Raw genomic sequence first — 24,344 nt, 5'->3', positions numbered from 1 at the left:
TCATTACAGATAGGCGATGTCAATTTACACATCACCCTATCCTGAAGCTCCGTCAGCGGGGAACAGTCAGCGGCTGATCAGAGCCCAGACTATCGGCCCAGGCCAACACCGCCTGATGATCAATCACTTGCCCCGCGTCAACGTCGGCCAGCGCCTCTTGCGTTAGTTGGTCATGTTTATCCGCTTGGGCATTCCAGTCAGCCATGGACACCAGCACATGAGTGATCATTCCGCGGGTATCGGTTTTAGACATAAGTGCACCTTTTACGGATGTTATTCATTGTGATTAAGTAAAATTAATCAGGACCACACGGTCGTCTCCTGCTCGTCGCACGCGGCCTAGTCAAAGGCACTTTCATCGGCGGGTGGCTGCCAGTTGCGGACATCGATCTTGCCGGTGACGGCGGCGGAGATCAGGGCGGAACGACGTTCTTGGAGCAAATCGTTGGTTTGATGGGCTTCTGCTAGCAGCGACTCAAAAGAAGCAACCATAGCGTCAACATGGAGGGCAATTTCGCTTTGCTCTTCAATGGGAGGAAGCACTATTTTCATCTGGGCCAGATGCGTCGGACCGAAGTGCTGGATTGTCGAGCCGGCTTTGAATAAATCTATTTGAGTGGAGAACTGGCTCGAACCGACAACTGCACGAACAAAGTCTTTACAGGTGAGTTTATTTCTCGGGTTTAACCGAATTAGGCCGGTGTAAGGAATGGCTCCTTCAACACTTGGCCCCACTTCGCATACCGTTCCCATGCTCGCGCTTGCGCTAATTAGAAGATCACCTTCCTTCAGTTGAAAATGGCTCCACTTGGTCCTAACCTTACTTGGATCTAAATAATTGCAACCACGAAGAGACGCCCAACGGTGTTTTACTCCAGATACTCTTAAGAGAGGAACTCCTTCTTCATGGAAGTCTGCTCCCATAATGCCTGGGCCTTCCTGATATGCGATTGCATAGTTGAATGGAACAATAACCCAATGCGCCGGTACCTCCCCAAGCCATTCCACCCCGGAATCCTTCATCGGCACATCGGGATCAAGCCCTTTGGTCACCGCATGGGATATCACTGCCTGGCGCTTTTCCTTGAGCAGTTCGATTAGGCGCTTCTGCCCGTGGATCAGGGTGTCGATTTTGGCGGTTTCGTGGTCGAGGAAGCGGGCGATTTGGGTTTGTTCCAGCAGTCCCGGGAAAGCGAACTTATTTCTTGAAACATACTCAGTTGTGATCTGTGGTATTGCAGTCCTGTCGAAATGGAATAAGATTTCACGCAAACCAATAGACCAATAGTAAGCATATTTACCGCAGACTGCGCCAGGATCTATGTTGTTAGCAACAATGGTTGTCTGTGTAGCACTGGCCATCTCTCGAACCAGCTTTACGTGACCGATTGAGTTGCCTCTTGCGGGAATTACAAGGTCTCCAGCTCTAGCCAAAGGCACGCGGTTGGATACAAAGCCGTAGTATTTATCTTTTTCTGTCGCCGAGAAAACCGGGAGCCATCCATCCTCGGAGAGTTCCCCTTCTGGTATCGTTTCGCCCATTCTTATAGCGAAATGCCGTGCAAATTTACTTAAAGTCCAGTGGGTGGGGAGCCTTGGAAGCCACTCAATTTCGGTGTGTTTGTACTCCGGGTACATCGGAAAGCTCATGCCGACAACCCCTCGATCATCTCCTTGATCCTGTCGGTGCACTGCTTGAGATCCGCATCGATCTCGTCGAGCGCCCGGGGCGGCGTGAACACATAGAAATGCCGGTTAAACGGAATCTCGAACCCGACAATGCCTACCTCGCCATCCTGCTCATCCGTCTTGGACTCGTCGATCCAGGCATCCGGCACGTGGGGTATCACCTCCCGCTTGAAGTAGTCGTACACCGACTCACCTAGGGGCACATTCTCGTTATCCCGTAAACCGCTGTCAGGCTCAGGCTTGCCTTTGCTCTCACAGACATCCGCTTCCGGGTCCCGTTCGCTCAACGCATTCATCAGGGCCTTGAGTTGCGGTGTGCCGAGATAGACCTGATGATCAGTTAGCGAGGCTTTCAGTAGTTTTTGGAACCTTGGGCGGTTCTGGTAGAGGGTGCTGCTGTCCATGGCACGGCAGGCGGCGAGGATTTTCTCCTGCTCTTCCGTCGGCATTTTCTGGATTGCTTTTTCGTCCGTGATGCGCGCAATGCGCTCGTCAGAAGTCTGGAAGTTCAGGCGTAAGGGGCGCTCCACCGTTATGCGCCGGTAGCCAAACGCGTCGTTGGGGAAGATCTTGCTCTTTTCCGTCGCCTGGAATTTCCCATAAAGCCGAACAATCTCATCCTGGTCGGCTTCACTAACAATCTGGCGCTTGCTGCCCAGGGATTTGCGCATCTTCGAGGCCCGGTCAGAGGCGTCAATCAGCTGGACCTTGCCCTTACGGTCGGCAGGTTTGTTGTTGGACAGTATCCAGATGTAGGTGGAGATGCCCGTGTTGTAGAACATGTCCGTGGGCAGGGCGACGATGGCTTCCACCATATCGCTTTGCAGCAGGTAACGGCGGATCTCGGATTCACCACTACCGGCACCCCCGGTGAACAGCGGTGAGCCGTTCAGAATGATGCCAATGCGCGAGCCGCCATCCCGGGGATCGCGCATCTTGCTGACCAGGTGCATCAGAAACAGCAGGGAGCCATCAGAGACTCGGGGCAGGCCCGGGCCGAAGCGGCCATCAAAGCCTTTGAACTTGTGCTCGTCAGTAACCTGCTTCTGAACCTTCTTCCATTCCACCCCAAACGGTGGATTGCTGAGCATGATGTCGGCTTTCAGGTCGTAAAGCTGGTCGTCAGAGAGGGTGTTGCCCAGCTTGATTTGCTCGACCTTCTGGCCCTTTATCAGCATGTCTGCCTTGCAGATGGCGTAGGACTCCGGGTTCAGCTCCTGGCCATGCAGGGAGACGGTCACCTTGTCACTGACTTGCTGAATGTACTCATCCCCTTCTGAGAGGAAGCCGCCTGTGCCGGCGGTGGGGTCATAGATGGTGACGATGCTGTTGGGCTGGAGCTTATGTTCCTGGCCGGTCAGCACCAGGGAGGTGCTCAGGTGCACAATGTCACGGGGGGTGAAGTGTTCCCCGGCGGTTTCGTTGGAGCTTTCGGCGAACTTGCGAATCAGCTCTTCGAAGATCAGCCCCATGCCGAAGTTGGATATGCGTTTGGGGTTCAGGTCGATGCTAGCGAAGCGTTGCACCACCTGGTAGAGCAGATTGTTAGCGCCGAGCTGCTGGACAAAATCCTCAAAATGGAAATGCTCGAAGATTTCCCTGGCATCCTGGCTGAAGGACTGCACGTAGCTCATCAGATCGTCAGCGGTTTGGGTGTCAGACAGTGAACCCAGTGACAGCGGTGAAGCATTGAAAAAGGGCTGTTCTGCTTCGCGCAGGAGCAATTTCTCGCGCACGACGTCTGGCTTATCAACATGCGCCTTGGCCCCGACAAGCACCTTGTCTTTGGTGGGCTCCAGCACGCACTCCAGCCGCCTTAATAGAGTGAAAGGGAGAATGACGCGGCCATACTGGGACTGCTTGAAATCGCCTCGCAGGAGGTCGGCTACGGACCAAATAAAGGCGGCGATCTGACTGTTATTCTCGGCGTTCACTCGGGGACTACTCCATGCGGTGGTTATTCTTGACTGGTGACTGCCGGAGGGTAGCCCAGAGAAAATTATTTTGTGATGGGTGAAAGGGGGATGGGGTAATAAGCCTCAGGCTCTTCCTGAGGCAATACCATACCAGAATTCAAGAGTTTGGATGGGGGTTAGGACTGCGATAGCCGCTGTTGGTGTTGATGTTATTTTGGTGAATACAGGGCGGGTCATTGGGCAGCGAAAAGGCTTGGGCTGGTGGGGTGTTTAAGATTTTTGAATTCCGGTGCGGTTCCGGCGTCTCAGAAGTTGGCGGTTATCGACGGGCGGGAGTAATCCTTTATGGTTGGCAAGTGTAGGTCTTCGCCAAAACCGGTCATCAAAAAAAGGCGGCGCTTTTAGCACCGCATTTACCAAGAGCAGCCCGTAATCAAGCTGCGCTAGCAGGAATCCTTTCTTTCATTGCCTCAGCAATAACGCGAAGTACACCTTTGTGTGCTCCGACAACCTTGACCGAATCGAGCGTTTTTTCCAGGCCAAACTCTATTACGAGAACGCCAAACATCTCGTCAGCATAAGAAGACGAAATCGACACGACGGTGCTAAGATCATAGACAACTGTAGAGCCTCTTCGGATTGCAGAAGCAAGCTTTTCCCGCTCTGCCACAGCTGCTCTACGCGAAGCTAGTGAATAGCCGTCTGTCGTAAATGTTTCAGTATTCATAACTTTACCCTCCTAGCCGCTTCATTATTGCAGCAACCTGATCGTCAGGCTCTTCATCATCTTTGTACAATTCATCTTCGTACAATCTACACGCTAGGGCAACTCCTTCCCACAGCGGGCAAATATTATATGTCATTTGACCATTAGTATCCATTTGTAAGCACCCCGTCCCGCTTACGAGCGTGAGTTTTCCCCGGTATTTTCGGATTAACTCAGTAAGCTTCCAAAGCCCCAGACCTTGATGATTTAATCGGCTTGTAACCCGGGGAACAACGGCGCCAAAGGGCACTCCACCCATCATATCTTCAGGGACTGACTGAGCCCACTCATCGTCGTCGTCCGCATGTTTCGTCGAGTTGTTTTTTTGAACGCACCATTCGACGGCTTGGATGTCACTTTCAGCAGGTTTTCCGTAACGTTTTAGTTCTCTGAGAAAGCCGTGTCCTGTGTCGGCCAGAGCAAATTCAATTGCTTGCCGCCCGCAATCATTCCACTTCTGAGCCATCGAAACGCCTGTTGCTCTTCCATGTGCCCACACGTTGTCGTGGAGTTCTCCAATAACATTGGCCAAATCGACACCACCTTGCGATTCAGGATTTGCCAGCATTTTCCTTACGCAGCTAACAATCTGGTTATTCGCTTCATCTGTCGACTCGATACAGTCTAACCGTGTTAAAGGAGAGTAGTTCGAGCCAATGCTCTTGCGATTATGTTCATAGTCGTCTTCTCCGTATACACAATCATTAAAGCCAATTGCGGATGAATAATGTTGAACCTTTGGGTCGGAAAATGAGATTCCGCTCGTCGCGACGTTGTTTCTTCGCGCAGAGCTTGCTAGCACGACCCAAGCACCAGGATTTATGAAGCCTTTAGGGATGTTCAGTTTTGGAGTGTCCGTGACGGGTGCGCTGTCTAGTTCTTGAAGCGCCTTTATCAGATCAATCTGCATTCCTAAGTGAGCTCCCAGTTTTCTAGTCTTAATATTCCGATGCTATCGGCAGAGCACAGTGATTGCTAGTGGGCAGATCTGTTTCTCTAAACCCATAAACTATAGGCAGAAAAAAGCCCCGACTAGCGGGGCTTTAAAGTTCTTTGAGTTCCGGTGTAATCCCGGTGCCTCAGGAGTTGGTGGAGACGGCGGGAATTGAACCCGTTTACTTTATCTATTTAAAGCCCACACAAAACCACAATTGTCATAAAAGCATAGACTTACGTTTTTCCATGACCACACAAAAACACTCTGTTTCTCAGTTTGGTGGACACTTCGTTGACATTTTCGTTAGTCTCTTCCATTCATTTAGAATGTTCTTAGCGGTATTTCTCGCCAATATGGCTGCATGGCTAGTTGTGTCTGTTGTTGGCCTTATTTTTTGGTCTGCTTACGTCGAATCTTATAATGCTTCGCTGTTTTCAGCTTTTGAAGAATTTCAGACCGTTTTTCCGGTGCAGATCGCTCCTCAAAATATAAATGCTTGCATGCGTTACCGAAATAGCATGAAGCCCTGATTTAACCTGAAGCCGTCACCACTCACGTTGACGGCATCCCTCTTTTTGATCATTCCCTTTGGTTTCTCCAGCTTTTCGCAATTCGATTAGCTATCTGGAGACCTATCCGATTTTCAGGTTGTGCTCTTTTCTCGCCACTTCAATTTCCGGGCTAATTTGTCCCGCTTCTGGAATCGTTTTCCCCGTCGTTAGCCAGTACGCAAACTGTGGATAAATTTTGCAAATAGCTTCTATGTGATCTTCATTTACCCGCTGTTTTCCCCCGCGAATATTAGACCACTTGTTTCTGTCTATTCCTGTCGACCGTTCCATGTCCCTGGAGGACACCTCCAGTACATTGAATAGCTCTATCATTCTGTCTTTTATCATTGGTATCTTTTATTGGTAAATATTACGATAGATATTATAATGGTTAATATTACGAAGGTACAGTTACTCTGTATCTGCCATTGTAGTGTAACAGAGTGCAGAAAAGTGGACGAACAAAATCAGGTTTTCATGGGATCTATACCGGTTATGACGCAAGAGCGTTTTTCTCAGCTCTCTGGACTGACTGAGGGTCAGGTACGGGGAATGATTGAGAAGGGCCACCTCCCGTCAATAAAAATCGGTAAGCCACGCCTGGTTAATGTCGCCGCTCTTTCACGTGAAGCTCTCGAAAAGGATGAATTCTAATGAGCCATCAAGATATGTTTCCACTTGACGTCCCATCAACTGATTGTGCGCCTTCGCCGTTTGATTTTCCTTTGGAAACTCGAACTCTTCAGGATCTTAGTCACGCCGTTTCATGTATCGGCATTGCGGCAGTTATTGGCGGTTCTCGTGGTCTCTTTGACGCTAGTATCAACTTTGACCCAGCGTGTGCTAACTGTTTTGAACTTGTTATCAAAGAGATTGATAACGGCATTAATCGTAACGAATTAAAAACGCTGATTCGTTTGAGGGTCAATCTTGACACTATGATTGACTTTCCATATAGCGACCTTCAACAAGCTGATTGGCAAAAACTTAGACATGCTTATTTCTATATCAAAGAAATCATGGGCCTTAATGTTTCGGAGGCCGCGTAATGTCTCGCATACCGCCACGTCAACTCAACGTCAAGGACAAGGATCGCCGTTTTTATGTGGCGGCTCCATCGTCTGTTTACCTCAAGCTCCAGCACGAGGCCATTACCCGTGGAACGGATCTCTGGACCCTTGGCGGTGCGGTTCTCACGGATTGGCTCTCCGCTGGTTGCCCTGATCTTCGTCTTTCTGATCCAGGTGTAACTGAAAATTCCCTTTCGCCCCCCTCGTCATCGTCACCGCTCGCCGGCCCTACAGGGGGTGCGGAATGATCATTGCAAGGCTGCGCAGCACGCGTAGCGCCTGGCCTTGCAATGATCAGGCCGTGCCTCATGTTGCCGGTAAAAGAGCGGAGACGGTGTCGAGGGGGGCGAACCCCCCTTTGATTCCGAACTGTGAGCAGTCGAGGCAAGCGGAGCGCGGCAGGCAACAGGGATCATTACCCGTAAGGGCTGCAACTGTCGTTGCAGGGAGCATAGCGACTAGAGCCTGCCCGGGACGGGTTGCGATTAATATTACGGACATCGAAAGCCTCATGCTTCAGCGATTACTGGAGCGTCAATTAACGGCCATTTCTCAGAGCATTGCCTTCTGGAAACGTGAAATTTCTTTTGGACAGGAACCTACTTTCAGCATTGCGCTACGTGAACAAGAAGCGCTCTTAATAAAGCGTCTTTATTTCGGCCTTTTCGATATCAATAAGTAAAACCCAAAGCTCGTAAAAACCAACGCCTATAAAACGGCAAAAAACGCGGAGTAATACCATGCAATTTGAAATGACGGCTACAGTATTTAGCTGCAACAAAGTCACCGTTGAGGGAAATACATACTGCTCCATCTTTACTGGCCAGAATCCAGTAGGGGACAACGCCGCAAATACCCTGGGACTTGAAATTACAAAAATAGCCGCTGATCCATCGGTATTTGATCAGCTGAGTTCTGACGGTTTCAAAAGTGGCCAGTCTGTCAAACTGATTGCCAAGCTGAAAAAGGCCGCTAATGGTAAAAGTCAGCCTCACATTATTGGCATTGTGCCTGGGCAACGGAACCAGCAACAGCCAGATCCGGCTAAGAAGTCAGTGTAATGTCAGCGTTTATTTCTTTACCTGGTGCTCAAATGGGTCAATCTCATTTAATAATTGAGGCTTTAAACAACCTCAATAACATGCAATTCGCGCTCGGGTGCATTCTAACGTTTGCACTCGGCTGGATAGCAGGTCACCAACGATGAACGAATCGGACCTGTTGCAATACTTCGGCTATTTTGTCGTTGCCTGGGTGATTGGATACTCCATAAGCCTTAAAATATTAATCTTCAGAAAATTTGCAGATGAGGTTTCGTCATGAAAAAAACTTTAAAATTGGTTAAAAAGAACGGCGTTCTTGTAGTTGTAGCCGGTGGTTTTACTGCACTGTCAACGTCGGCAGCTGCTGAGCTTCCGGTAGCTGTAGGAACGGCTTTTACTGGCATTTCCTCCGATTTTGCGGCTCTGTTAGTACTGGCTTGGCCAGTGCTTGGAACAATCGTCGGTGGTTTCATCGTGATGAAGTTGTTCAAGAAGTTTGCCAATAAAGCCACCTAAAAACCGGTTTTTTCGGTACACGTCCGGCCGCCTTCGGGCGGTCTTTTTGGTTTCTAAAATGAGATTAATTTTTTTCGTAACTTTCTCTTTAATTTCTCTTTTTTCGGGCCCTGCGTACTCTGTTGATACCTACTCTGAAGCCAAAGCTCTTTGTGAAAATCGTGTCTATCGAGGTGATGATGATTGTCGAGATTTAGGTCAATACAATCCCGACCTTCTGCATTATGGTTATTTCGGCTATTTCGTAGTTTCTACCAATTCCGGTCCTTCTAATACTTTCAAATATTATTGGTCTACTGCTCCTGAGCCTTGTGTTTCTCCAGATTATATAGATGAGTTCGGCTCATGTGTTGAACCTAAATCTGTTTGTTTTATTACGTTAGGAGACATGAGAGATACATGTCTCCCCATTGGTAAAGATGATCCTGACGATGGCGTTCCCGAAGGTTGCGTTGTAAATTCTGACGGGATGGAAATGTGTCTAACGGATGATCCTGCCTGTTACGAGGTTGACGGAAAAACGGTTTGTCCTGAGCCCGACAACGTTTGCGGCACAAAGAACGGCGCTTTTTCGTGCGTTGATCCAGTTGTGGAGGGCTGCGGATCTTTTAATGGTGAGCAAGTGTGTTTCACCCCAGATGGCGACAAAGTCGAACCCGAATCACCGGATCACCCAAAAAATGGCGGCAATCTGGATGGTGATGATACTAATGACGTGATTGATTCCCGTCCTCCTGACCAGGGCGGCGATCCCTCTAATCAGGCTGATTCGGGTACAACAACTGACGGTAGTTCGTCCGAAAAGCAACAAAAGCTCGGTAATAAAGAATTATCCGAAATAAATAAAGGCATTGACGGTTTATCTGGCGATATTAAGAACTTGGAGGCTAGCTTAACGGCAGAAGGTTCTAAAACACCTGGTGATTACGAGTCTGATATAAGTGAGGCTGGTGATGCTGCTATAGCTGGAACCGGTGTCGATGAGCTTATGGAAACTATGTCTGACAATCCTATGTCGGGCACGAAGGCTGATTCTAATCTTGAGTTGATCGGTGATAATTTATTAGGAATAATTCCCAAAGGTTCATGTGCACCTGTAGGCATGAGTTATGGTTTAGCTTCTTTTGAGATAACGTGTGACGACACGGCGGTTATTAGAGATCTTTTGGGTTTTTTGTTTTATGCGTATACATTAATATTTATGTTTAATATTGTAACACAACCTAAATCTACAGGAGGCTCATAAATGGCTATATTCATTGCGTCAGTTCTGGGTGCTATTGGCTCGGGTCTAGCCGGTTTTTTTGCTAAGTTCTTAACCAAGCGGGTAGCGGTAGTGGTAGTGGTAGTTGCTGCATTTGTAACTGTTACGGGCGTCTTTGTTGCTGCTATATACGCTTTGCTTAATGGGATTTACGTGGCTTTTCCTGATTTTGGTCCTGTCTTTATGTTTTTGCCTTCAAATACGGCAGGATGTTTCGGAGCCATTGTTTCCGCAAAAACTTTGAAGTGGGCTTATGATTGGAATATAACCATCATTCAATCGAAGTTAGTCTAATGGCTGTTTATTTTGTGACTGGTAAGCTCGGCAGCGGTAAAACGTTGGCGTCTGTCGGCAAGATACGCGATGTTCTTATAGAAGGTCGTCCAGTGGCAACGAATTTAGAATTGCGTCTTAACAAGTTGATTGGTCCAAATGCAAAAAAAACGGTTGTTTATCGTTTACCAGATAAACCGGCACTGAACGATATGGTGGGCATAGGTTCCGGTAACCTCAGTTACGACGAAGAAAAAAATGGTTTGATCGTCCTTGATGAGTGCGGTACTTGGTTCAACGCCCGAAGCTGGCAGGATAAAGATCGTCCCGCCCTTATCGAGTGGCTCCTTCATGCTCGTAAGCTCGGTTGGGATATAATTTTTATTATTCAAGATATCAGTATGATCGATAAACAAGCACGCAAAAGCGTGGGTGAGTTTGTCGTGTACTGTCGCCGTCTTGACCGGTTGAAATATCCTCTTGTAGACACAATTGCAAAGTTGATTACGAACAAACATATTTCTAAGCCAAAGATCCATATGGGTATCGTTAAATACGGTGATCTTCCCAATAGTCTAAAAGTGGATACTTGGTGGTATCGCGGCGTTGATCTTTATCCCGCCTTTGATACTAAACAGATGTTTTCAGATAATTACCCGCACGGTATGTACCAGGTGCTTCCACCTCATTACACTCACGGCAGATACGCTTGCAAAAAAACATGGCGGTTCTTTATGCGATTAACAAAGATCTACTTAAAACGATTTTCTAAGGTGGCCGCGCTTATTGGCGGTCTTCTTGCGGGTGTAGCTCTGGCGTCTGTCATGCAGCCGGAACCGGAGGTTCTTCAGGCTCCTGTGCCAAATGCTCTTTCTGAGGATGTTTCTGATTCATCGGGAATAACGCCACCTGGTGTTTTTTCCGATGAATTGGATAAGCCGTTAACCCTTTCTGAGAAATTCGCCGGCTTCGTTATATCTGGTATTGCTCAAGATGAAACCGGAAAAGTCATTTTTGCTGAAATTGCGTCAAAAGAGGAACGATACAACGTCGAGAACCTTCGAGCTGCTGGCCATATAGTCCGCTTTGTCGATCGCTGCGAGATTCTTATCATGAATGAGGACAGGAGCGACACTGTCAGGCTTCACACCAGCTACTGCGGCCCAGATAAGCCTCTTGTGACTTCTGATTTAGAACTTCCAAGGATGTCACCACAGGAGCGTTACCAGTTGCGGCTTGAACAGGTCCGCGCCACTGAGCGCTTACAGAACAATTATTAAGAATTTGCGGTCGTTGCGCCGTGTGAACCAGGGTGACTGCGCAGCGGGTGCACTGGGTCACACGGCGCAACGTTCCTAGACGTCCCTGTAACACGTCTTATAGATAACATCGTTAATCTTCATACAGCCACAGAGAACCACAATTATGTCTAGTCATGATTTCGAACGTCTTGATATTTTAACCGCTGAAGTTGGTAAGGGTGATCTTTTTATTGGTCCAGGTGGTCAACAGGTTAATCTTTCCAGCGTTAACGTTCTTTGGAGCGGTGTGGATACGGTTCGGCAGCTTTTTCAGGGTCGTCTGAAGCCTGAATTGCTCGCTGAAATTGCCTATTCCTATGATTCCGGCCATGACGCCACTGTGACAGTCAATAACACGCTTTTTCGGGTTATGTCTGGCCGCCGCGGTGGTTTCCGTTACATCTTACAAAATCGTGAATACGGCCTCACTATCCTGATTCAGAATTTCTATGCAGAAGCCGATAGTCAGGGCACCCACGTTAAGATTGAAACGTCTCCCCGCTGGCTTTACGAGCGCACCAGTGATCAGATTCATCATGAATTGATGTTCTGGGGTCGTCACTTTCTGACCGGTATGGAATCGTCCGGTATTGCTATTCACCTGGCCGTTGATTTTCAAGGTTGGGAGCCTCCAACTCATTTTGCGCAATCCTTTGTAACACGCGCAAAAACGGTCAGCGTTTACAACGGGGTCAGTTCCATAGAATGGGAGACGGGTTCAACCGTCAACGGTCGTGGAGAGACATACACTTTCGGCAAGGCCAATAGTTTACAGACCTGTCTTTACGATAAATCGAAAGAAATTGACGTGTCCGACAAGCGCGCATTCATGGAGGGTATCTGGGACTGCGCTGTTAGTGAAGAGTCATTCCCTGACACCTGCTATGACCGTGATAAGCCTGTTTGGCGCCTTGAAATTCGGATTCATCATCGAATCGTCAATGAAATTTGGCAAGGTTCCGATATTGAGCCCATCGTTGATTTCGCCGGTGCTGTCCCTCACCTCACAGGCCTTTGGCGCTATGCCTTACAGCGCAACAGGTTTGAGGTAAAACGCGACTTGATTCACCCTGTATGGACTAAGCTTCGGGATGACGTCTCGTTCGGTTGGGATGCTCCAAGCTTGGCATACAAACGTTTAAAAAAGCAGCCTGGTTGCGGCAATGAGAAAAATGTTTCTCTCGCATTCGGTAATTTGATGAGCATTTACGCCCGCAACTATTTTAACCCTCGCCAGGCTTGGGATTGTTTGAAAACATCTGGTCTTTGGGAAGATCTCACCAGTTATTACCGTAATCGAGGCATTGGCAAGAACGAGCTTTTCAAACTCATAGAGATTGGACTTATACGCCGTCGATTGCTTACCAAGGTGGCTTCATGATCAAGAAGCTTTCAACGGGCCGTTGGCAAGTCGATATCCAGCCTGGCGGCCGTGGATCTCGTCGCATACGTAAAAGCTTTGATACCAAGCTGGAGGCACGCCGTTTTGAATCGTTTGTGTTAGCTCACAATGCCCAGGGTAACGACTGGAATCCTTCTGCCCAGGACAAGCGCACGATCAGTCATCTTGTCGATCTTTGGTACGGTGCTAAGGGTATTCATTTGAAGGATGGCTATAGGCGCAAATGTTCGTTGCTGGCTATCGCTTCTATTCTTAGCGATCCGGTAGCATCATCACTTAAACCAGCAGATTTCTTGCAGTATAGAGGTTTAAAGGTTTCAGCTGGCATAGCTCCAAAAACTCTCAATAACCATCTCGGTTACCTTAATGCCGTCTATAACGAACTGTACCGGCTTCGCGAAATTTCTTACACTAACCCTATTGAGTCCGTTTCTCCCGTTCGTGTGGATGAAATAGAGTTGTCCTGGCTCACGTCTGATCAGGTTCAGCATCTGCTTCACACGATTGCTAATTTTACCGCTAACCCTCATGTTTTTTTATTGACACGCCTTTGCCTTTCAACTGGGGCCAGGTGGGGTGAGGTTGAGCGTTTAACAGTGCGTCACTTACGTAATTCTAGTGTTACCTTTGTCAATACAAAATCTGGCAAGTCTCGCACGGTGCCTCTTTCGCCTGGTCTTTTTCAGGAGTTGACGAAACACCTGGTGTTTTATTCTCATTTTTCTGGCTCTTTGAGTGCCTTTCGACGATGCCTTGATCAGTCCGGTATCCAGTTGCCCAAGGGTCAGTGTTCTCATGTTTTGCGCCATACGTTTGCAAGTCATTTTTCCATGAACGGTGGCCATCTCCTCACTCTGCAGAAGATCCTCGGTCACTCCACCATTAACATGACTATGCGCTATGCCCACCTCTCTCCTGATCATCTTGTGGACGCCGTGAGGCTTAATCCTTTCTCCGGTGTTGACGTTCCGTTGACACATCCATAAAAAATTTAAGTCTAGAAACGAAAAAAGCCCCTAAAATCAGGGGCTTAATTCGGTTTGGTTGGTGGAGACGGCGGGAATTGAACCCGCGTCCGCCAGCACTCAGCCTTGAGATCTACATGCATAGCGTCTCTCTATTAATTTAAGTTCAAGCGACCCGAAAGTCAGGGTGCAGAAACCGATCTCTTTAGATCTTAGCCTTTAGCCAGTGAGATCTGGAAAAAGGAGCATCCCGTATGCGATGACGTCCTGAGATGTAGCTCTAGGCTACGGGCGACCCAGTCAGGACGACTAGCGGCTTACGCTGCTAGCGAGTAGTTTTCGTCGTTTGCGACTATTACGTTGCAGCTTTGGATTAACGAGATTGGCTGCCATCTCGACATGCACCCAAGGGTTTGTCACCAGCGTCGAAGCCATGTCGTCCCCTTACCGACAGTATATGTGGGTGCTCCTGCTAACTTCAAGGGCTGTGTGCCAGAGAATTTAAGCCGGTTGCTTGCGCTTGCGTGGGGCAGGACATGGGAGTTTGCGTAATCTTGCTCATGCGCCTTCCTTATTCCATACGCCGCCGTTATTTAGGGCCTTGTCTCAGATATTAGCCTCGCGCAGCACCCGTTGCTTCTGGCGGTTCCAATCCCGTTCTTTCTCGGTGGCGCGCTTGTCGAACAGTTTTTTGCCTTTTACCAGCGCGATCTCGCACTTCACTTTGTTCTTTTTCCAGTAAAGCGCCAGTGGTATGCAGGTACGGCCTTCTTGGCCGACCGAATCCACAATTTTAGCGATTTCTTTGGCGTGCAATAACAGTTTTCGAGTTCGTGTGGGATCTGCAATTACGTGGGTAGACGCAGTGGTCAGCGGCGTAATGTGGGTCCCCAATAGCCAGGCTTCGCCGCCTTTCAGCAGAACGTAAGAATCGGTCAGCTGTGTTTTGCCTGCGCGCATGGACTTTACTTCCCAGCCCAGCAGGGAAAGACCGGCCTCAAAGCGGTCATCAATGTGGTATTCGTGTTTGGCTTTTTTGTTCAGCGCGATGGTACTGCTTGAAGTACCGGGTTTTTTCTTGCTCATCGATTTTGCGCGGGAAACCCCGTCCTTTTAGGTCGGGGAGGGAGTGCGCGTCGTGCGTCAGCACGACAGACTTTCCTATTTCCCTTCTCCTTTTTGTGGTGTAGGTGATAGCCGTAGCCATCCGCTCTTTGTATGAGCTGGCAGTGCCGGTGATGAATGCCTTGAACGGCTCCGTCCGAGGTTTGAATGTTGAAGCTGCCGGTTTTTCGGATGGCAACCCGGCCTAGCCAGGTGCCTTCCTTTTTCCCGGTTGGGACATTGGCTCGAACCATATCGCCGGTTTGGAATCCGTGAACTGATTTCTCTCGCATGAGGTAACCGCGAGGGAAGCCGTGTTTTGTTAGGCGCGTCCGCTTGTAGCTGCCGCGACCTGTGGCTTTTATCCGTAGCGTAGTTTTTTGCCAGTCAAACACCTGCTCAACAATACCCACACAGGCCGCGTCAAGGGCGTGGGTTTTGGGGATACCGAGTCTTTGACGGTTGAATTTGGTTTGTCCTCCGGTGCCGACGTTCACGGGAAGCTCTGTGGTTTTTAGCGATTGGAATAAGGTCCAGCGGGTTGAGTTCACCGCTGCGGCGTCCCGCAAGGGGCGCTTGCACTGAATCAGCACGTTGTCCATGCGCGGCTGTTTGTCTTTTAGGCGCTTGGAGGTTTGGAAAAAATCGGCCAGGGTTTGAGAACCTTTCTCCTGATTGCAGTCGTGACAGGCAATGGTCAGGTTGCTGATTCGGTTGGAACCGCCGTTGGCTTTTGAAACAATGTGTTCGATTTCCAGCGGTGTGTCGGTCACGGCACAATAGGCGCATTCACGGCACCATTTTTCCAGCAAATACTCCCGAACTTCGTAGCCTAACAAGATGCCTTGCTGATACTCAACGCCGCTGATTTCGGGATTCTCCATCTGTTGCAGGTCAAACCGCACAAGTTCTTGGCTGATCGACGTGACTGGCACCAAGGCGCGAAGACGTTTGATGACACTGGTGGTGGTATCTACTCGATGTTGAAGGCTTGGCGCCAGCCAGCCTTTTGGCTTTGTCCGGTTGTTGAATCTCGGTACGCGGTAGCGCAGTTTTCCACGACGACGACTCCGAAATCCCCGGCGCTGATCCAGCGCTTTGCTGATCTGGCGGCCACGGTGAATCAGTTCGATTAAGCACAAGACATGCTCCCCTTGGGCGCTGACTCTGGACACCGCTAAGCCGGTTTCTTTGCTACCAGGATCGATCTTAAGCACGACTTTCTGAACAGCACCGCCAACGCGGTCTTTCAAGCGAAGGGTGAACGGATACACTCGCACCACCACCGCTCGTCTGCGAGTAAGCAAAAGCCGGGCTCGTTTTTCCGAGCAAGGCATCAGTGGGTTCTTTTTTCTGTCTAACACAAGCACAGCCATATCGTTTTCCAATAATTACCCTTACGGGTCTGGTGACGGAGGCCGAAACCTCTCTCCCCTCGGGAATGTCTACCACCGGCTCCCGCTTGCGCGGCAACTGAAACCTTCGGCGCTTTACCTTTCGCCAGCGTGATCCCTGTTTTCCAGTGTCCGGTGCTGAGGTAGCACACCGGAGTGGGTCTTAACGACCTGTGGTAAACGTAGCGGGTTGGTGTCCGCTTTCCCTGGTCAACCTGGCTTGAAGGGTGTTCTCTACAAGCCCCATCGTTCACGGCGGGGTAGTTGACGAATCCTTTATCCGACGTCGCACGAATGTACCGGCCGGCGATTGCTGGTCCGGCAAAGCGCCTATTGTAGCTCAGGAGTGCCAGACCGGTCACGAATTCACCTGCTTGCCGGCAACAGGTCGTGCGCTACAACCGGTATCGGCTACAATAGGCGATCATTTTTGACCGGATTGTTCATGCCGCCGCATCTTCAGGCACAGATGGGATCATTTACCCGCAAGTCCACGTTTTTTTGGGCGGCGACGGGCGCTACTGTGGGATTGGCCAACTTTTGGCAATTTCCCTATCTGGCCAGCCGCCACGGCGGCGGGCTTTTTATTCTGCTTTATTTGGCCTGCCTGTTGTTAATCGCTCTGCCACTGGCGATTACCGAAACGTCTTTTGGCCGCTATAGCCGTCATGGAATGGTGCGGGCGATGGACAACTTCGTGCTCACTGCCAAGCGTTCCCGCAATTGGGTATGGCTGGGTTACTTGAGTGTGCTGGCGGCCTTTGTGGTGTTGTCTTATACCGCTGTATTTGGCGCTATTGCGCTGGCCTGGGTGTTTTATGGCGCCAGTGGGGACTTTACCGGTAATACCGCCGCCCATGCGGCAAGCGTATTATCACGCCTGGTGTCTGACCCGCAACGATACCCGGTGTTCATGGCCTGGCACGGTTTCTTTTTGTTGCTGGTGGCAGGTGTGTCTATGCGCGGGGTAGTTCACGGCCTGGAGCGGGCGTTTCGCCTGCTGGTGCCGGCCACCCTGATTTTGCTGGCGGGGTTCGTTGGGTTTGCGGTTTATTTCGGTGAAGCGGGTGCTGCTATGGCGCGTATGCTGGCGCTACATCCTCAAGATGTCACTATGGACAGCCTCAGAGCCGCGCTGTTTCATGCCTTTTTTACCCTTGGTTTAGGAGTGGGTGTGTGGGCCATTTTCGGTGCTTATAGCTCGCCACACACCCGTTTGAAACGGTCTGTTCTGGCCGTGGTTTTGTTGGATACGCTGGTTGCCGTGTTGGCTGGCCTGGCGCTGTTTGCGGTGGTAGTGGATGTCGATGGTAATCAAGCCAACAGGGGTTTTGGCCTGTTGTTTGTAGCCCTTCCTGCGGCGCTGGGTCAGCTGCCTGCCAGTCAGGTGGTTATTGCCCTGCTATTTTTGATGCTGGTGATGGTGATTTGGGCCAGTGCACTGGCGCTGATGGAGCCGGTGATTGGCTGGCTGCGGGAGCGCACGAATCTGTCGCGGGGCAAAGCGACCTTGCTGGTTCTGGTTTCCTGTTGGCTGTTGGGCCTGCTGTCGCTGTATTCATTGAATATATGGAGCAGTTATCGGCCCGCAGGCGCAACACTGTTTCGCTGGTTGGAATTGATCTCTGGTGGCGTTTTTATACCGGTTGTTGGGGTGATGGTGTCGCTGTTTGCTGGCTGGTGCCTTACCCGCCGGTTATTGCAAAAAATTCTGGGCAACCCGCCCGGTTGGTTGTTTGATGGCTGGTACCGGGTGATGCGTTGGGTGTTGCCGCTGGTGGTTTTGTACATCGGCCTGCACTACACATTTATTCTTTTATAAGACAGGACCGTGTTTTACCCAATGGCTCATCAGATTGATAAAACCGCGTTGGTGTGGCATTCCGCCGAGCGCATGTTTCACCTGGTTAACGACATAGCCCGTTATCCGGAATTTCTACCGTGGTGTCGCAGTGCCAGTGTGCAGCAGCAAGATGAGCAGAATGTTACTGCTTCGATGGAAATTGCCAAAGGCGGTTTGAGCCACATTCTCACTACGCGCAACCAGCTTTTGATGCCTGAAGCCATCGAGATGCAGTTGGTGGACGGGCCTTTTAGCAATCTTAGCGGGCGCTGGCACTTCAAGCCGCTACAAAACAACGCCTGCAAGGTGATTCTGACTCTGGAGTTTGAATTTTCCGGATCTTTGGCGCGGATGACCTTTGGGCCTATTTTCAATCAGGCGGCCAATACCATGGTCGACGCGTTTTGCCGGCGGGCAGATGTCGTTTATGGAAAAAGCTCATGAGCATTCGGGTAGAAGTGGCTTACGCGTTGCCTGAACGGCAGGAAATTGTAACGGTGGATGTTCCTGAGGGCACCAGCATGTTAAACGCAGTCAAAGCGTCGTCTATCTGTGAGCGGTTCCCGGGGCTGGATCCTGACAACACTGACATGGGCATTTTTGGTAAGGCAATAAAACAACCAGGCCAGCATAAGGTGCAGGTGGGCGACCGTATAGAACTGTACCGCCCGCTCATGATTGACCCCAAGCAGGCGCGATTGAACAGAGCTAAAAAGCAGTAGGCGATTATAGCTTCAGCCTAGCCTTAGTAGGCGGGTGTCTCTTCCAGCAATTGTGCTTCGTAGTGGGAGAACTGGTCATCATCGTAATACACGATAATGCGCTGTTCTTCGATGTCTCCGCCTGCACGCTGGAACGTGTAAACGTAATATTCCCTGGATGTGTCTACAGGATTGAGCATCAGCGGTGTGCCCATCACCGCGTGAACCTGGCTGCGGGGCATGCCTTCCGTCAGTGCGGTCAACTCTTTGTTGGTGACAATATTGCCTTGTTGGACGTTGATTTTGTAAACGCCGGGAAAGGCACAGCCAGCCAGAAAAAGAGTGAGAATAAGAGCTATGAGCTTTTGCATCGCCGGGGGAAATCCTCTATCTTGAAAATGCCTGCCAATGGCAGATGTAGCACGGGTTGATCCTAAAATGGCGGCCCCATCATACCGGAAGCCGCAAGACACACCAACGAGTGAATAGTAATATGCCATCTGAAAACGCCGAATTACGAAAAGTCGGTCTGAAGGTTACTCTTCCGCGGGTAAAAATCTTCGGTATTCTTGAAAGCGCCACGCAGCACCACATGAGCGCAGAAGATGTTTACAAAAAGCTTCTGGAACAGGGTGGCGATGTAGGGCTGGCGACCGTTTACCGGGTGTTGACGCAATTCGAATCGGCGGGCCTGGTGCTGCGGCACAACTTTGAAGGCGGCCATGCGGTATTCGAAATGGCCAGCGAACACCATCACGACCATATCGTATGTACTGAAACCGGAAAAGTCATCGAGTTTTTTGATCAGGTGATTGAAGACCGCCAGCAAATCATTGCGGCCGAGCACGGTTACGAGATTGTCGATCACAGCCTGACGCTGTACGTAAAGCCCATCAAGTCATAAGGCAACTCACGCTCAAGCATTTCCCCAGGCGCAAAAAAAGGGGCGGGCTTCTGGCCCGCCCCGAAAACTCTCGGAGTGGAGAGTAGAGAGGGGGAATGCTGTTAGTGATGGGTTGCCTGTCCCTTGCTGTACATTTCTTTGGCGTGGGCAATGGTCTGTTCTGTCATATCCACGCCGCCCAGCATGCGGGCGACTTCGCTGATCCGGCCCTGATCGTCCAGGGCTTCGATTTTCGAGAAGGTGGCTTCCTGCTCTGTGAACTTACTAACGAACAGATGCTGATGGCACTGGGCTGCCACTTGCGGCAAGTGGGTAACACACAACACCTGACCGTTTTCGCCGAGTGCCCGCAGTAGTTTGCCCACGACTTCGGCGGTGCCACCGCCAATCCCTACGTCTACTTCGTCGAACACCAATGTCGGTGTGGTAGAGGTTTGCGCTACCACCACTTGAATGGCCAGACTGATCCGCGACAGCTCGCCGCCCGAGGCGACTTTCGCCAGTGGTCGCGCCGGCTGGCCGGGATTGGCGCTAACCAGAAATTCGATGTCTTCGTGGCCATGAGCCGCCGGCTCGTCACGGTTGTCTGCCAGCTGCGTCACAAACTGCATATTGGGCATGTTCAGTTGAGCCAGTTCTGCCGCTACGCGAACGTCCAGATTCACCGCCGCGTGCTGGCGCAACTGTGTCAGTTTGTCGGCCAGCGCGTTGTATTCCAGTCGCTGCTCGTCCAATTCGGCCTGAAGCTGCTCCAGACTGCCGGCGCCGCCGTCCAGATCGGCCAGCTCGCCGTTCAGCCGCTGGTGCAGTTCGAACAGTTGTTCGGGCATGATGCGATGCTTGCGCGCCATCTGATAAATCGCACTCAAGCGCTCTTCTATTTCTGCCAGGCGTTGCGGGTCCGCTTCGTAATCGTCAACAAAGCGGCGCAAATTATCGCCGGCTTCGCTGATTTGTATCTGCGCTTCGCTCAGCATTTGCAGGGTGTCGGCCAGTGCTGGAATTTCCGTTGGCAGCTGCTCAAGTTGCTGCAGCGCCTGGCGCACCAGTGCGGCAGCGCTGGTGTCGTCTTCGGAGCACAGTAAAGCCGCCTGATTGCTGTGGTGCAGAATAGTGTCAGCCTGGCTCAACTCTTGTTGTTGCTGTTCCAGTTGCTGCTGTTCGCCTTCTTGCAGGCCCAGGCGGTCCAGCTCTTCTACCTGATAGCGCAACAGTTGCAGCCGGGCTTCGGTTTCATCGGCGTTGTTCTGGCGCTCGACCATTTTCTGGCGGGTTTTATTCCACCCGCTCCAGGCTTGACGGGTTTGCCCGGCCAGTTCATCGGCCCCGGCGTATTCATCCAGCAAGGTGCGGTGGGTATCCTTGCGCAGTAAGGATTGATGTTGGTGCTGGCTGTGAATGTCCATCAGCAGGCCGCCCAGTTCTTTCAGGTGGCTTAGCGGGCAGGGTTGGCCGTTGATGTAGGCGCGGGAGCGGCCATCGCGGCTGATGGCGCGGCGTAAGATGCAGTCGTTATGATCGTCCAGCTCTTGCTGTTCCAGCCAGCTGCGTGCAGCCGTAATAGCTGAAATATCGAAGGTGGCGGTAATGTCAGCCCGCTTCGCGCCATAACGCACGGCGCCGGCGTCTGCGCGCCCGCCCATGGCAAGGCCAAGCGCATCCAGCACAATCGATTTGCCGGCTCCGGTTTCCCCGGTAAGGGCGGTCATTCCTTTATGGAAGTGCAGTTCCACCCGTTCCGCGATGGCGTAATTGGAAACCGTTAGCTGTGTGAGCATGCCGAAACCTCCGCTCTATCTATATGCTATGTGCCTGAACACTGTTTTTCATACAGTAGCTGTGAATATATACAGGCTTTTTGATTGTTGCAAACTCTGTGGCGTCAACTTTGTTGCAAAATGCGTCGCGCATCGGTTGAAACTGCGTCGCGGGGCCCCATATCGACTTGCAAACACCTCGTTCCGGCCGTTATGGCGGTTATCCGAATATAGATAGTAGGCCGTGGTCATACCGGTCGTGTTTATTAACCAGGAGTAGTCATGAGCACTGACGAAAAGCGCAACGAGCAATTTGCAGACGAGCTGCAACAAGCTGTAGACAATGCCGCAGAAGAAAACGCAGAAGCAGCCGAGGCGGCACCAGAAAGCTCGCCATCCGCAGACCTTGAGGCACTGCAGGCAAAGGTCCAGGAGTTTCAGGAGCAGGTGCTGCGTTCGCAGGCAGAGATGCAGAACGTGCGCCGTCGCGCCGAAAACGACGTCGAAAAAGCCCACAAATTTGCGGTAGAAAAGTTCGTCAAGGAACTGCTGCCGGTGGTAGACAGTCTGGAAAAAGCGGTTGAAAGCACCGAAGGCCACGAATCTTCTGGTGACTTGGTGGCGTCTATTCGCCAGGGCGTAGAGCTTACCCTCGACATGTTCCTGTCTGGTCTCAAGAAGTTTAACGTCGAGCGCCTGAATCCTGTAGGCGAACCGTTTGATCCGCAATACCACGAGGCGATGTCTATGGTGCCAGCGCCCAACGCCGAGCCCAACAGCGTGGTTGCGGTTATGCAGAAAGGCTATTTGTTGAATGGCAGGGTTGTGCGCCCGGCCATGGTGATGGTGGCCAAGCCCCAGGATGCACCAAAAATTGATGAGCAGGCTTGAAAAATAGCTTAAAGCGCCAATATAGCTTTTAACCAGAACAGTCCGGAGCGATCCTCCGGCCCCAGCATTCAGAAAGATTTGGAGTGACTCAATGAGCAAGATTATCGGTATTGACTTAGGTACAACCAATTCCTGCGTTGCCGTTATGGACGGTGGCAAGGTTAAGGTTATTGAAAATTCCGAAGGCGATCGCACCACGCCATCGATCATCGCCTACACCGACGACAACGAAATTCTGGTGGGTCAGTCTGCCAAGCGTCAGGCTGTTACCAACCCGTACAACACCCTTTATGCGATCAAGCGTTTGATCGGCCGTCGGTTCGAAGACGATGTTGTGCAAAAAGATATCAAGATGGTGCCTTATAAAATTGCCAAGGCCGACAACGGCGATGCTTGGGTCGATGTAAAAGGCCAGAAAATGGCTCCGCCGCAGATTTCCGCGGAAATTTTGAAGAAAATGAAGAAAACCGCCGAAGATTACTTGGGCGAGAAAGTGACTGAAGCCGTTATTACCGTTCCTGCGTATTTTAACGACAGCCAGCGCCAGGCGACCAAAGATGCAGGCAAAATTGCCGGTCTCGACGTTAAGCGTATTATCAACGAGCCGACCGCGGCAGCTCTGGCTTACGGTATGGACAAGAAAGGCGGCGACCGCACCATCGCGGTTTACGACCTGGGCGGCGGTACGTTTGACCTGTCAATCATCGAAATTGCCGATGTAGACGGCGAACACCAGTTTGAAGTGTTGGCCACTAACGGCGACACCTTCTTGGGCGGTGAAGATTTCGATATGAAAATCATCGAATTCCTGGCCGACCAGTTCAAGAAAGACAGCGGTATTGATCTGCGCGGCGATTCATTGGCCATGCAGCGCCTTAAAGAAGCCGGCGAGAAAGCTAAAATCGAGCTTTCCAGCAGCCAGCAGACCGACGTGAACTTGCCGTACATTACCGCTGATGCCAGCGGCCCCAAGCACATGAACGTCAAGCTGACTCGTGCCAAGCTGGAGTCCTTGGTAGAAGACCTGGTGCAGCGCACTCTCGAGCCGTGTAAAGTCGCTTTGAAAGACTCGGGTCTGAGCCTCGATCAGATCGACGAAGTTATTCTGGTAGGCGGCCAAACCCGTATGCCGCTGGTGCAGGAAAAAGTAAAAGAGTTCTTCGGTAAAGAAGCTCGTAAAGACGTCAACCCGGATGAAGCTGTTGCTATGGGCGCCGCCATTCAGGCCGCCGTATTGTCTGGCGATGTGAAAGACGTACTGCTGCTGGACGTAACTCCTCTGAGCCTGGGTATCGAAACCATGGGTGGTGTGGCTACGTCGCTGATCGACAAGAACACTACGATTCCGACCAAGAAGTCGCAGACTTTCTCGACAGCGGACGACAGTCAAACAGCGGTAACCATTCACGTGGTTCAGGGCGAGCGCAAGCAAGCCACGCAGAACAAATCACTAGGCCGTTTCGATTTGGCTGACATTCCGCCTGCACCGCGCGGCGTACCGCAGATCGAAGTGACTTTTGACATCGACGCCAACGGTATTCTGAACGTGTCTGCCAAAGACAAGGCGACCGGTAAAGAGCAGTCCATCGTGATCAAGGCCTCTTCCGGCCTGAACGAGGAAGAAATCGAAAAAATGGTGCGTGACGCCGAAGCCAACGCTGACGAAGACCGCAAGTTTGAAGAGTTGGTTCAGGCTCGCAACCAGGGCGATGCCATGGTTCACGCGGTGCGTAAAACCTTAAAGGACGCCGGCGATAAAGTCAGCGACAGCGAGAAAGAGTCGATTGAAGCGTCTGTAACTGAACTGGAAGAAGCGCTGAAAGGTTCTGATAAGGACGACATCCAGGCCAAGACCGAGAAGCTGACTGAGGTTTCCGGCGAATTGGCCAAGAAGATGTACGCCGATCAGGCGGAGCAGGGCCAGCCGGCAGAAGGGCAGGAAAAAGCCCAGTCGAACACCGCTGATGACGCTGTTGACGCTGAGTTTGAAGAAGTGAAGGACGACGAGAAGCGTTAATCGATTGACCTAGATTTTTGCCAGTAGTTGGAAAACGCGG

Annotated in this window: 26 protein-coding genes and 1 other RNA gene; 16 read left to right on the top strand and 11 right to left on the bottom strand. The window is 50.9% G+C overall.

The features are described from left to right. Nucleotides 1–52: 52 nt before the first annotated feature. The 5 genes from A3OI_RS0110165 to A3OI_RS19820 form a co-directional block, all read right to left on the bottom strand. Entirely contained in the window at nucleotides 53–205 is a 153-nt protein-coding gene (locus A3OI_RS0110165; RefSeq protein ID WP_407635521.1) for a CopG family transcriptional regulator, read from the bottom strand. A gap of 134 nt (nucleotides 206–339) precedes the next feature. Then, nucleotides 340–1,650 (bottom strand): restriction endonuclease subunit S, encoded by a 1,311-nt coding sequence (locus A3OI_RS21145; RefSeq protein ID WP_018404172.1) that lies wholly within the window; start codon nucleotides 1,648–1,650, stop codon nucleotides 340–342. Then, complete coding sequence (locus A3OI_RS0110155) at nucleotides 1,647–3,623, bottom strand: type I restriction-modification system subunit M (protein ID WP_018404171.1); 1,977 nt, start codon at nucleotides 3,621–3,623, stop codon at nucleotides 1,647–1,649. Before A3OI_RS0110155 ends, A3OI_RS21145 begins: the two co-directional genes overlap by 4 nt. A gap of 415 nt (nucleotides 3,624–4,038) precedes the next feature. After that, entirely contained in the window at nucleotides 4,039–4,332 is a 294-nt protein-coding gene (locus tag A3OI_RS19825; RefSeq protein ID WP_018404170.1) for an STAS-like domain-containing protein, read from the bottom strand. A 4-nt stretch (nucleotides 4,333–4,336) separates the two neighbouring features. Further along, nucleotides 4,337–5,281 carry a hypothetical protein gene (locus A3OI_RS19820; RefSeq protein WP_018404169.1) on the bottom strand — a complete coding sequence of 315 codons (945 nt, stop codon included), beginning with the start codon at nucleotides 5,279–5,281 and terminating at the stop codon, nucleotides 4,337–4,339. Between the two features lie 164 nt (nucleotides 5,282–5,445). Between A3OI_RS19820 and A3OI_RS0110140 the strand changes: the two genes are divergently transcribed. After that, nucleotides 5,446–5,838, top strand: a complete 393-nt coding sequence (locus A3OI_RS0110140) for a hypothetical protein (protein WP_155903093.1) — start codon at nucleotides 5,446–5,448, stop codon at nucleotides 5,836–5,838. Nucleotides 5,839–5,940: 102 nt separating this feature from the next. Here the strand turns inward: A3OI_RS0110140 and A3OI_RS0110135 are convergent, their stop codons facing one another. After that, nucleotides 5,941–6,192: a helix-turn-helix domain-containing protein gene (locus tag A3OI_RS0110135; protein WP_267283296.1), complete on the bottom strand. Its 252-nt coding sequence runs from the start codon at nucleotides 6,190–6,192 to the stop codon at nucleotides 5,941–5,943. Nucleotides 6,193–6,512: 320 nt separating this feature from the next. Here A3OI_RS0110135 and A3OI_RS0110125 point away from each other — a divergent pair, with 320 nt between their 5' ends. The 9 genes from A3OI_RS0110125 (at nucleotide 6,513) to A3OI_RS21885 (ending at nucleotide 13,714) form a co-directional block, all read left to right on the top strand. Further along, complete coding sequence (locus A3OI_RS0110125; RefSeq protein ID WP_018404165.1) at nucleotides 6,513–6,908, top strand: hypothetical protein; 396 nt, start codon at nucleotides 6,513–6,515, stop codon at nucleotides 6,906–6,908. Nucleotides 6,909–7,173: 265 nt separating this feature from the next. Continuing rightward, nucleotides 7,174–7,611, top strand: a complete 438-nt coding sequence (locus A3OI_RS0110120; protein WP_018404164.1) for a hypothetical protein — start codon at nucleotides 7,174–7,176, stop codon at nucleotides 7,609–7,611. A gap of 58 nt (nucleotides 7,612–7,669) precedes the next feature. After that, on the top strand, nucleotides 7,670–7,990 hold the full coding sequence (locus A3OI_RS0110115; RefSeq protein WP_018404163.1) for a hypothetical protein: 321 nt from the start codon (nucleotides 7,670–7,672) through the stop codon (nucleotides 7,988–7,990). Nucleotides 7,991–8,248: 258 nt separating this feature from the next. Beyond that, nucleotides 8,249–8,488 (top strand): major coat protein, encoded by a 240-nt coding sequence (locus tag A3OI_RS19815; protein ID WP_018404162.1) that lies wholly within the window; start codon nucleotides 8,249–8,251, stop codon nucleotides 8,486–8,488. A gap of 58 nt (nucleotides 8,489–8,546) precedes the next feature. Continuing rightward, nucleotides 8,547–9,734 (top strand): hypothetical protein, encoded by a 1,188-nt coding sequence (locus tag A3OI_RS22745; RefSeq protein ID WP_155903091.1) that lies wholly within the window; start codon nucleotides 8,547–8,549, stop codon nucleotides 9,732–9,734. Beyond that, nucleotides 9,735–10,046 (top strand): DUF5455 family protein, encoded by a 312-nt coding sequence (locus A3OI_RS0110095; RefSeq protein ID WP_018404159.1) that lies wholly within the window; start codon nucleotides 9,735–9,737, stop codon nucleotides 10,044–10,046. Further along, entirely contained in the window at nucleotides 10,046–11,305 is a 1,260-nt protein-coding gene (locus tag A3OI_RS19810) for a zonular occludens toxin domain-containing protein (RefSeq protein WP_018404158.1), read from the top strand. The genes A3OI_RS0110095 and A3OI_RS19810 overlap by 1 nt, the downstream gene beginning before the upstream one ends. A gap of 145 nt (nucleotides 11,306–11,450) precedes the next feature. Next, entirely contained in the window at nucleotides 11,451–12,707 is a 1,257-nt protein-coding gene (locus tag A3OI_RS0110085) for a hypothetical protein (RefSeq protein WP_018404157.1), read from the top strand. Next, nucleotides 12,704–13,714, top strand: a complete 1,011-nt coding sequence (locus tag A3OI_RS21885; protein ID WP_018404156.1) for a phage integrase — start codon at nucleotides 12,704–12,706, stop codon at nucleotides 13,712–13,714. Before A3OI_RS0110085 ends, A3OI_RS21885 begins: the two co-directional genes overlap by 4 nt. Nucleotides 13,715–13,773: 59 nt before the next feature. Here the strand turns inward: A3OI_RS21885 and ssrA are convergent. From ssrA to iscB, 3 genes are all read right to left on the bottom strand, one after another. Next, nucleotides 13,774–14,137: a transfer-messenger RNA gene (gene ssrA, locus A3OI_RS21880) on the bottom strand. A 162-nt stretch (nucleotides 14,138–14,299) separates the two neighbouring features. Then, nucleotides 14,300–14,779 carry an SsrA-binding protein SmpB gene (smpB, locus tag A3OI_RS0110075; protein WP_018404155.1) on the bottom strand — a complete coding sequence of 160 codons (480 nt, stop codon included), beginning with the start codon at nucleotides 14,777–14,779 and terminating at the stop codon, nucleotides 14,300–14,302. Beyond that, on the bottom strand, nucleotides 14,776–16,173 hold the full coding sequence (gene iscB / locus A3OI_RS0110070; RefSeq protein WP_018404154.1) for an RNA-guided endonuclease IscB: 1,398 nt from the start codon (nucleotides 16,171–16,173) through the stop codon (nucleotides 14,776–14,778). Before iscB ends, smpB begins: the two co-directional genes overlap by 4 nt. Nucleotides 16,174–16,636: 463 nt before the next feature. Here iscB and A3OI_RS0110065 point away from each other — a divergent pair, with 463 nt between their 5' ends. The 3 genes from A3OI_RS0110065 to A3OI_RS0110055 are packed head-to-tail and all read left to right on the top strand — an operon-like array spanning nucleotide 16,637 to nucleotide 18,756. After that, nucleotides 16,637–18,013, top strand: coding sequence for a sodium-dependent transporter (locus A3OI_RS0110065; protein WP_018404153.1), 1,377 nt, complete (start codon nucleotides 16,637–16,639; stop codon nucleotides 18,011–18,013). Between the two features lie 21 nt (nucleotides 18,014–18,034). Beyond that, on the top strand, nucleotides 18,035–18,478 hold the full coding sequence (locus A3OI_RS0110060; RefSeq protein ID WP_018404152.1) for a type II toxin-antitoxin system RatA family toxin: 444 nt from the start codon (nucleotides 18,035–18,037) through the stop codon (nucleotides 18,476–18,478). Beyond that, on the top strand, nucleotides 18,475–18,756 hold the full coding sequence (locus A3OI_RS0110055; RefSeq protein WP_018404151.1) for an RnfH family protein: 282 nt from the start codon (nucleotides 18,475–18,477) through the stop codon (nucleotides 18,754–18,756). Before A3OI_RS0110060 ends, A3OI_RS0110055 begins: the two co-directional genes overlap by 4 nt. A gap of 23 nt (nucleotides 18,757–18,779) precedes the next feature. Here the strand turns inward: A3OI_RS0110055 and A3OI_RS0110050 are convergent, their stop codons facing one another. Next, on the bottom strand, nucleotides 18,780–19,106 hold the full coding sequence (locus A3OI_RS0110050; protein ID WP_018404150.1) for an outer membrane protein assembly factor BamE: 327 nt from the start codon (nucleotides 19,104–19,106) through the stop codon (nucleotides 18,780–18,782). A gap of 122 nt (nucleotides 19,107–19,228) precedes the next feature. On the opposite strand from A3OI_RS0110050, the gene fur reads away from it, so the two are divergent. Then, nucleotides 19,229–19,639, top strand: coding sequence for a ferric iron uptake transcriptional regulator (fur, locus tag A3OI_RS0110045; RefSeq protein ID WP_018404149.1), 411 nt, complete (start codon nucleotides 19,229–19,231; stop codon nucleotides 19,637–19,639). A 101-nt stretch (nucleotides 19,640–19,740) separates the two neighbouring features. Here fur and recN read toward each other — a convergent pair whose 3' ends face one another. Further along, nucleotides 19,741–21,417, bottom strand: a complete 1,677-nt coding sequence (gene recN, locus A3OI_RS0110040) for a DNA repair protein RecN (RefSeq protein ID WP_018404148.1) — start codon at nucleotides 21,415–21,417, stop codon at nucleotides 19,741–19,743. 261 nt (nucleotides 21,418–21,678) lie between these two features. On the opposite strand from recN, the gene grpE reads away from it, so the two are divergent. Together grpE and dnaK are read left to right on the top strand one after the other, a co-directional pair. Next, a complete protein-coding gene (gene grpE, locus A3OI_RS0110035; RefSeq protein WP_018404147.1) occupies nucleotides 21,679–22,287 on the top strand; it encodes a nucleotide exchange factor GrpE in 609 nt (202 codons plus the stop codon). A gap of 91 nt (nucleotides 22,288–22,378) precedes the next feature. Beyond that, entirely contained in the window at nucleotides 22,379–24,304 is a 1,926-nt protein-coding gene (gene dnaK / locus A3OI_RS0110030; RefSeq protein ID WP_018404146.1) for a molecular chaperone DnaK, read from the top strand. The last annotated feature ends 40 nt before the right edge of the window (nucleotides 24,305–24,344 follow it).

It is taken from the genome of Marinobacter gelidimuriae (genome assembly GCF_000372805.1).
In the GTDB taxonomy this organism is placed as follows: domain Bacteria; phylum Pseudomonadota; class Gammaproteobacteria; order Pseudomonadales; family Oleiphilaceae; genus Marinobacter; species Marinobacter gelidimuriae.
The sequence above is the reverse complement of the archived record's forward strand: the minus strand, read 5'-3'. Positions and strand labels throughout refer to the sequence as shown.

What these genes read in the sequence shown, in the direction of transcription:
- A3OI_RS0110055 (WP_018404151.1), top strand. Translation starts at nt 18,475, where the DNA reads ATGAGCATTCGGGTAGAAGTGGCTTACGCGTTGCCTGAACGGCAGGAA.
- A3OI_RS0110165 (WP_407635521.1), bottom strand. Translation starts at nt 205, where the DNA reads ATGGCTGACTGGAATGCCCAAGCGGATAAACATGACCAACTAACGCAA.
- iscB (WP_018404154.1), bottom strand. Translation starts at nt 16,173, where the DNA reads ATGGCTGTGCTTGTGTTAGACAGAAAAAAGAACCCACTGATGCCTTGC.
- fur (WP_018404149.1), top strand. Translation starts at nt 19,229, where the DNA reads ATGCCATCTGAAAACGCCGAATTACGAAAAGTCGGTCTGAAGGTTACT.
- A3OI_RS19810 (WP_018404158.1), top strand. Translation starts at nt 10,046, where the DNA reads ATGGCTGTTTATTTTGTGACTGGTAAGCTCGGCAGCGGTAAAACGTTG.
- A3OI_RS0110065 (WP_018404153.1), top strand. Translation starts at nt 16,637, where the DNA reads ATGCCGCCGCATCTTCAGGCACAGATGGGATCATTTACCCGCAAGTCC.
- A3OI_RS21885 (WP_018404156.1), top strand. Translation starts at nt 12,704, where the DNA reads ATGATCAAGAAGCTTTCAACGGGCCGTTGGCAAGTCGATATCCAGCCT.
- A3OI_RS0110050 (WP_018404150.1), bottom strand. Translation starts at nt 19,106, where the DNA reads ATGCAAAAGCTCATAGCTCTTATTCTCACTCTTTTTCTGGCTGGCTGT.
- smpB (WP_018404155.1), bottom strand. Translation starts at nt 14,779, where the DNA reads ATGAGCAAGAAAAAACCCGGTACTTCAAGCAGTACCATCGCGCTGAAC.
- dnaK (WP_018404146.1), top strand. Translation starts at nt 22,379, where the DNA reads ATGAGCAAGATTATCGGTATTGACTTAGGTACAACCAATTCCTGCGTT.
- recN (WP_018404148.1), bottom strand. Translation starts at nt 21,417, where the DNA reads ATGCTCACACAGCTAACGGTTTCCAATTACGCCATCGCGGAACGGGTG.
- A3OI_RS0110135 (WP_267283296.1), bottom strand. Translation starts at nt 6,192, where the DNA reads ATGATAGAGCTATTCAATGTACTGGAGGTGTCCTCCAGGGACATGGAA.
- grpE (WP_018404147.1), top strand. Translation starts at nt 21,679, where the DNA reads ATGAGCACTGACGAAAAGCGCAACGAGCAATTTGCAGACGAGCTGCAA.
- A3OI_RS19815 (WP_018404162.1), top strand. Translation starts at nt 8,249, where the DNA reads ATGAAAAAAACTTTAAAATTGGTTAAAAAGAACGGCGTTCTTGTAGTT.
- A3OI_RS0110125 (WP_018404165.1), top strand. Translation starts at nt 6,513, where the DNA reads ATGAGCCATCAAGATATGTTTCCACTTGACGTCCCATCAACTGATTGT.
- A3OI_RS19820 (WP_018404169.1), bottom strand. Translation starts at nt 5,281, where the DNA reads ATGCAGATTGATCTGATAAAGGCGCTTCAAGAACTAGACAGCGCACCC.
- A3OI_RS21145 (WP_018404172.1), bottom strand. Translation starts at nt 1,650, where the DNA reads ATGAGCTTTCCGATGTACCCGGAGTACAAACACACCGAAATTGAGTGG.
- A3OI_RS0110085 (WP_018404157.1), top strand. Translation starts at nt 11,451, where the DNA reads ATGTCTAGTCATGATTTCGAACGTCTTGATATTTTAACCGCTGAAGTT.
- A3OI_RS22745 (WP_155903091.1), top strand. Translation starts at nt 8,547, where the DNA reads ATGAGATTAATTTTTTTCGTAACTTTCTCTTTAATTTCTCTTTTTTCG.
- A3OI_RS0110060 (WP_018404152.1), top strand. Translation starts at nt 18,035, where the DNA reads ATGGCTCATCAGATTGATAAAACCGCGTTGGTGTGGCATTCCGCCGAG.
- A3OI_RS0110120 (WP_018404164.1), top strand. Translation starts at nt 7,174, where the DNA reads ATGATCATTGCAAGGCTGCGCAGCACGCGTAGCGCCTGGCCTTGCAAT.
- A3OI_RS19825 (WP_018404170.1), bottom strand. Translation starts at nt 4,332, where the DNA reads ATGAATACTGAAACATTTACGACAGACGGCTATTCACTAGCTTCGCGT.
- A3OI_RS0110095 (WP_018404159.1), top strand. Translation starts at nt 9,735, where the DNA reads ATGGCTATATTCATTGCGTCAGTTCTGGGTGCTATTGGCTCGGGTCTA.
- A3OI_RS0110115 (WP_018404163.1), top strand. Translation starts at nt 7,670, where the DNA reads ATGCAATTTGAAATGACGGCTACAGTATTTAGCTGCAACAAAGTCACC.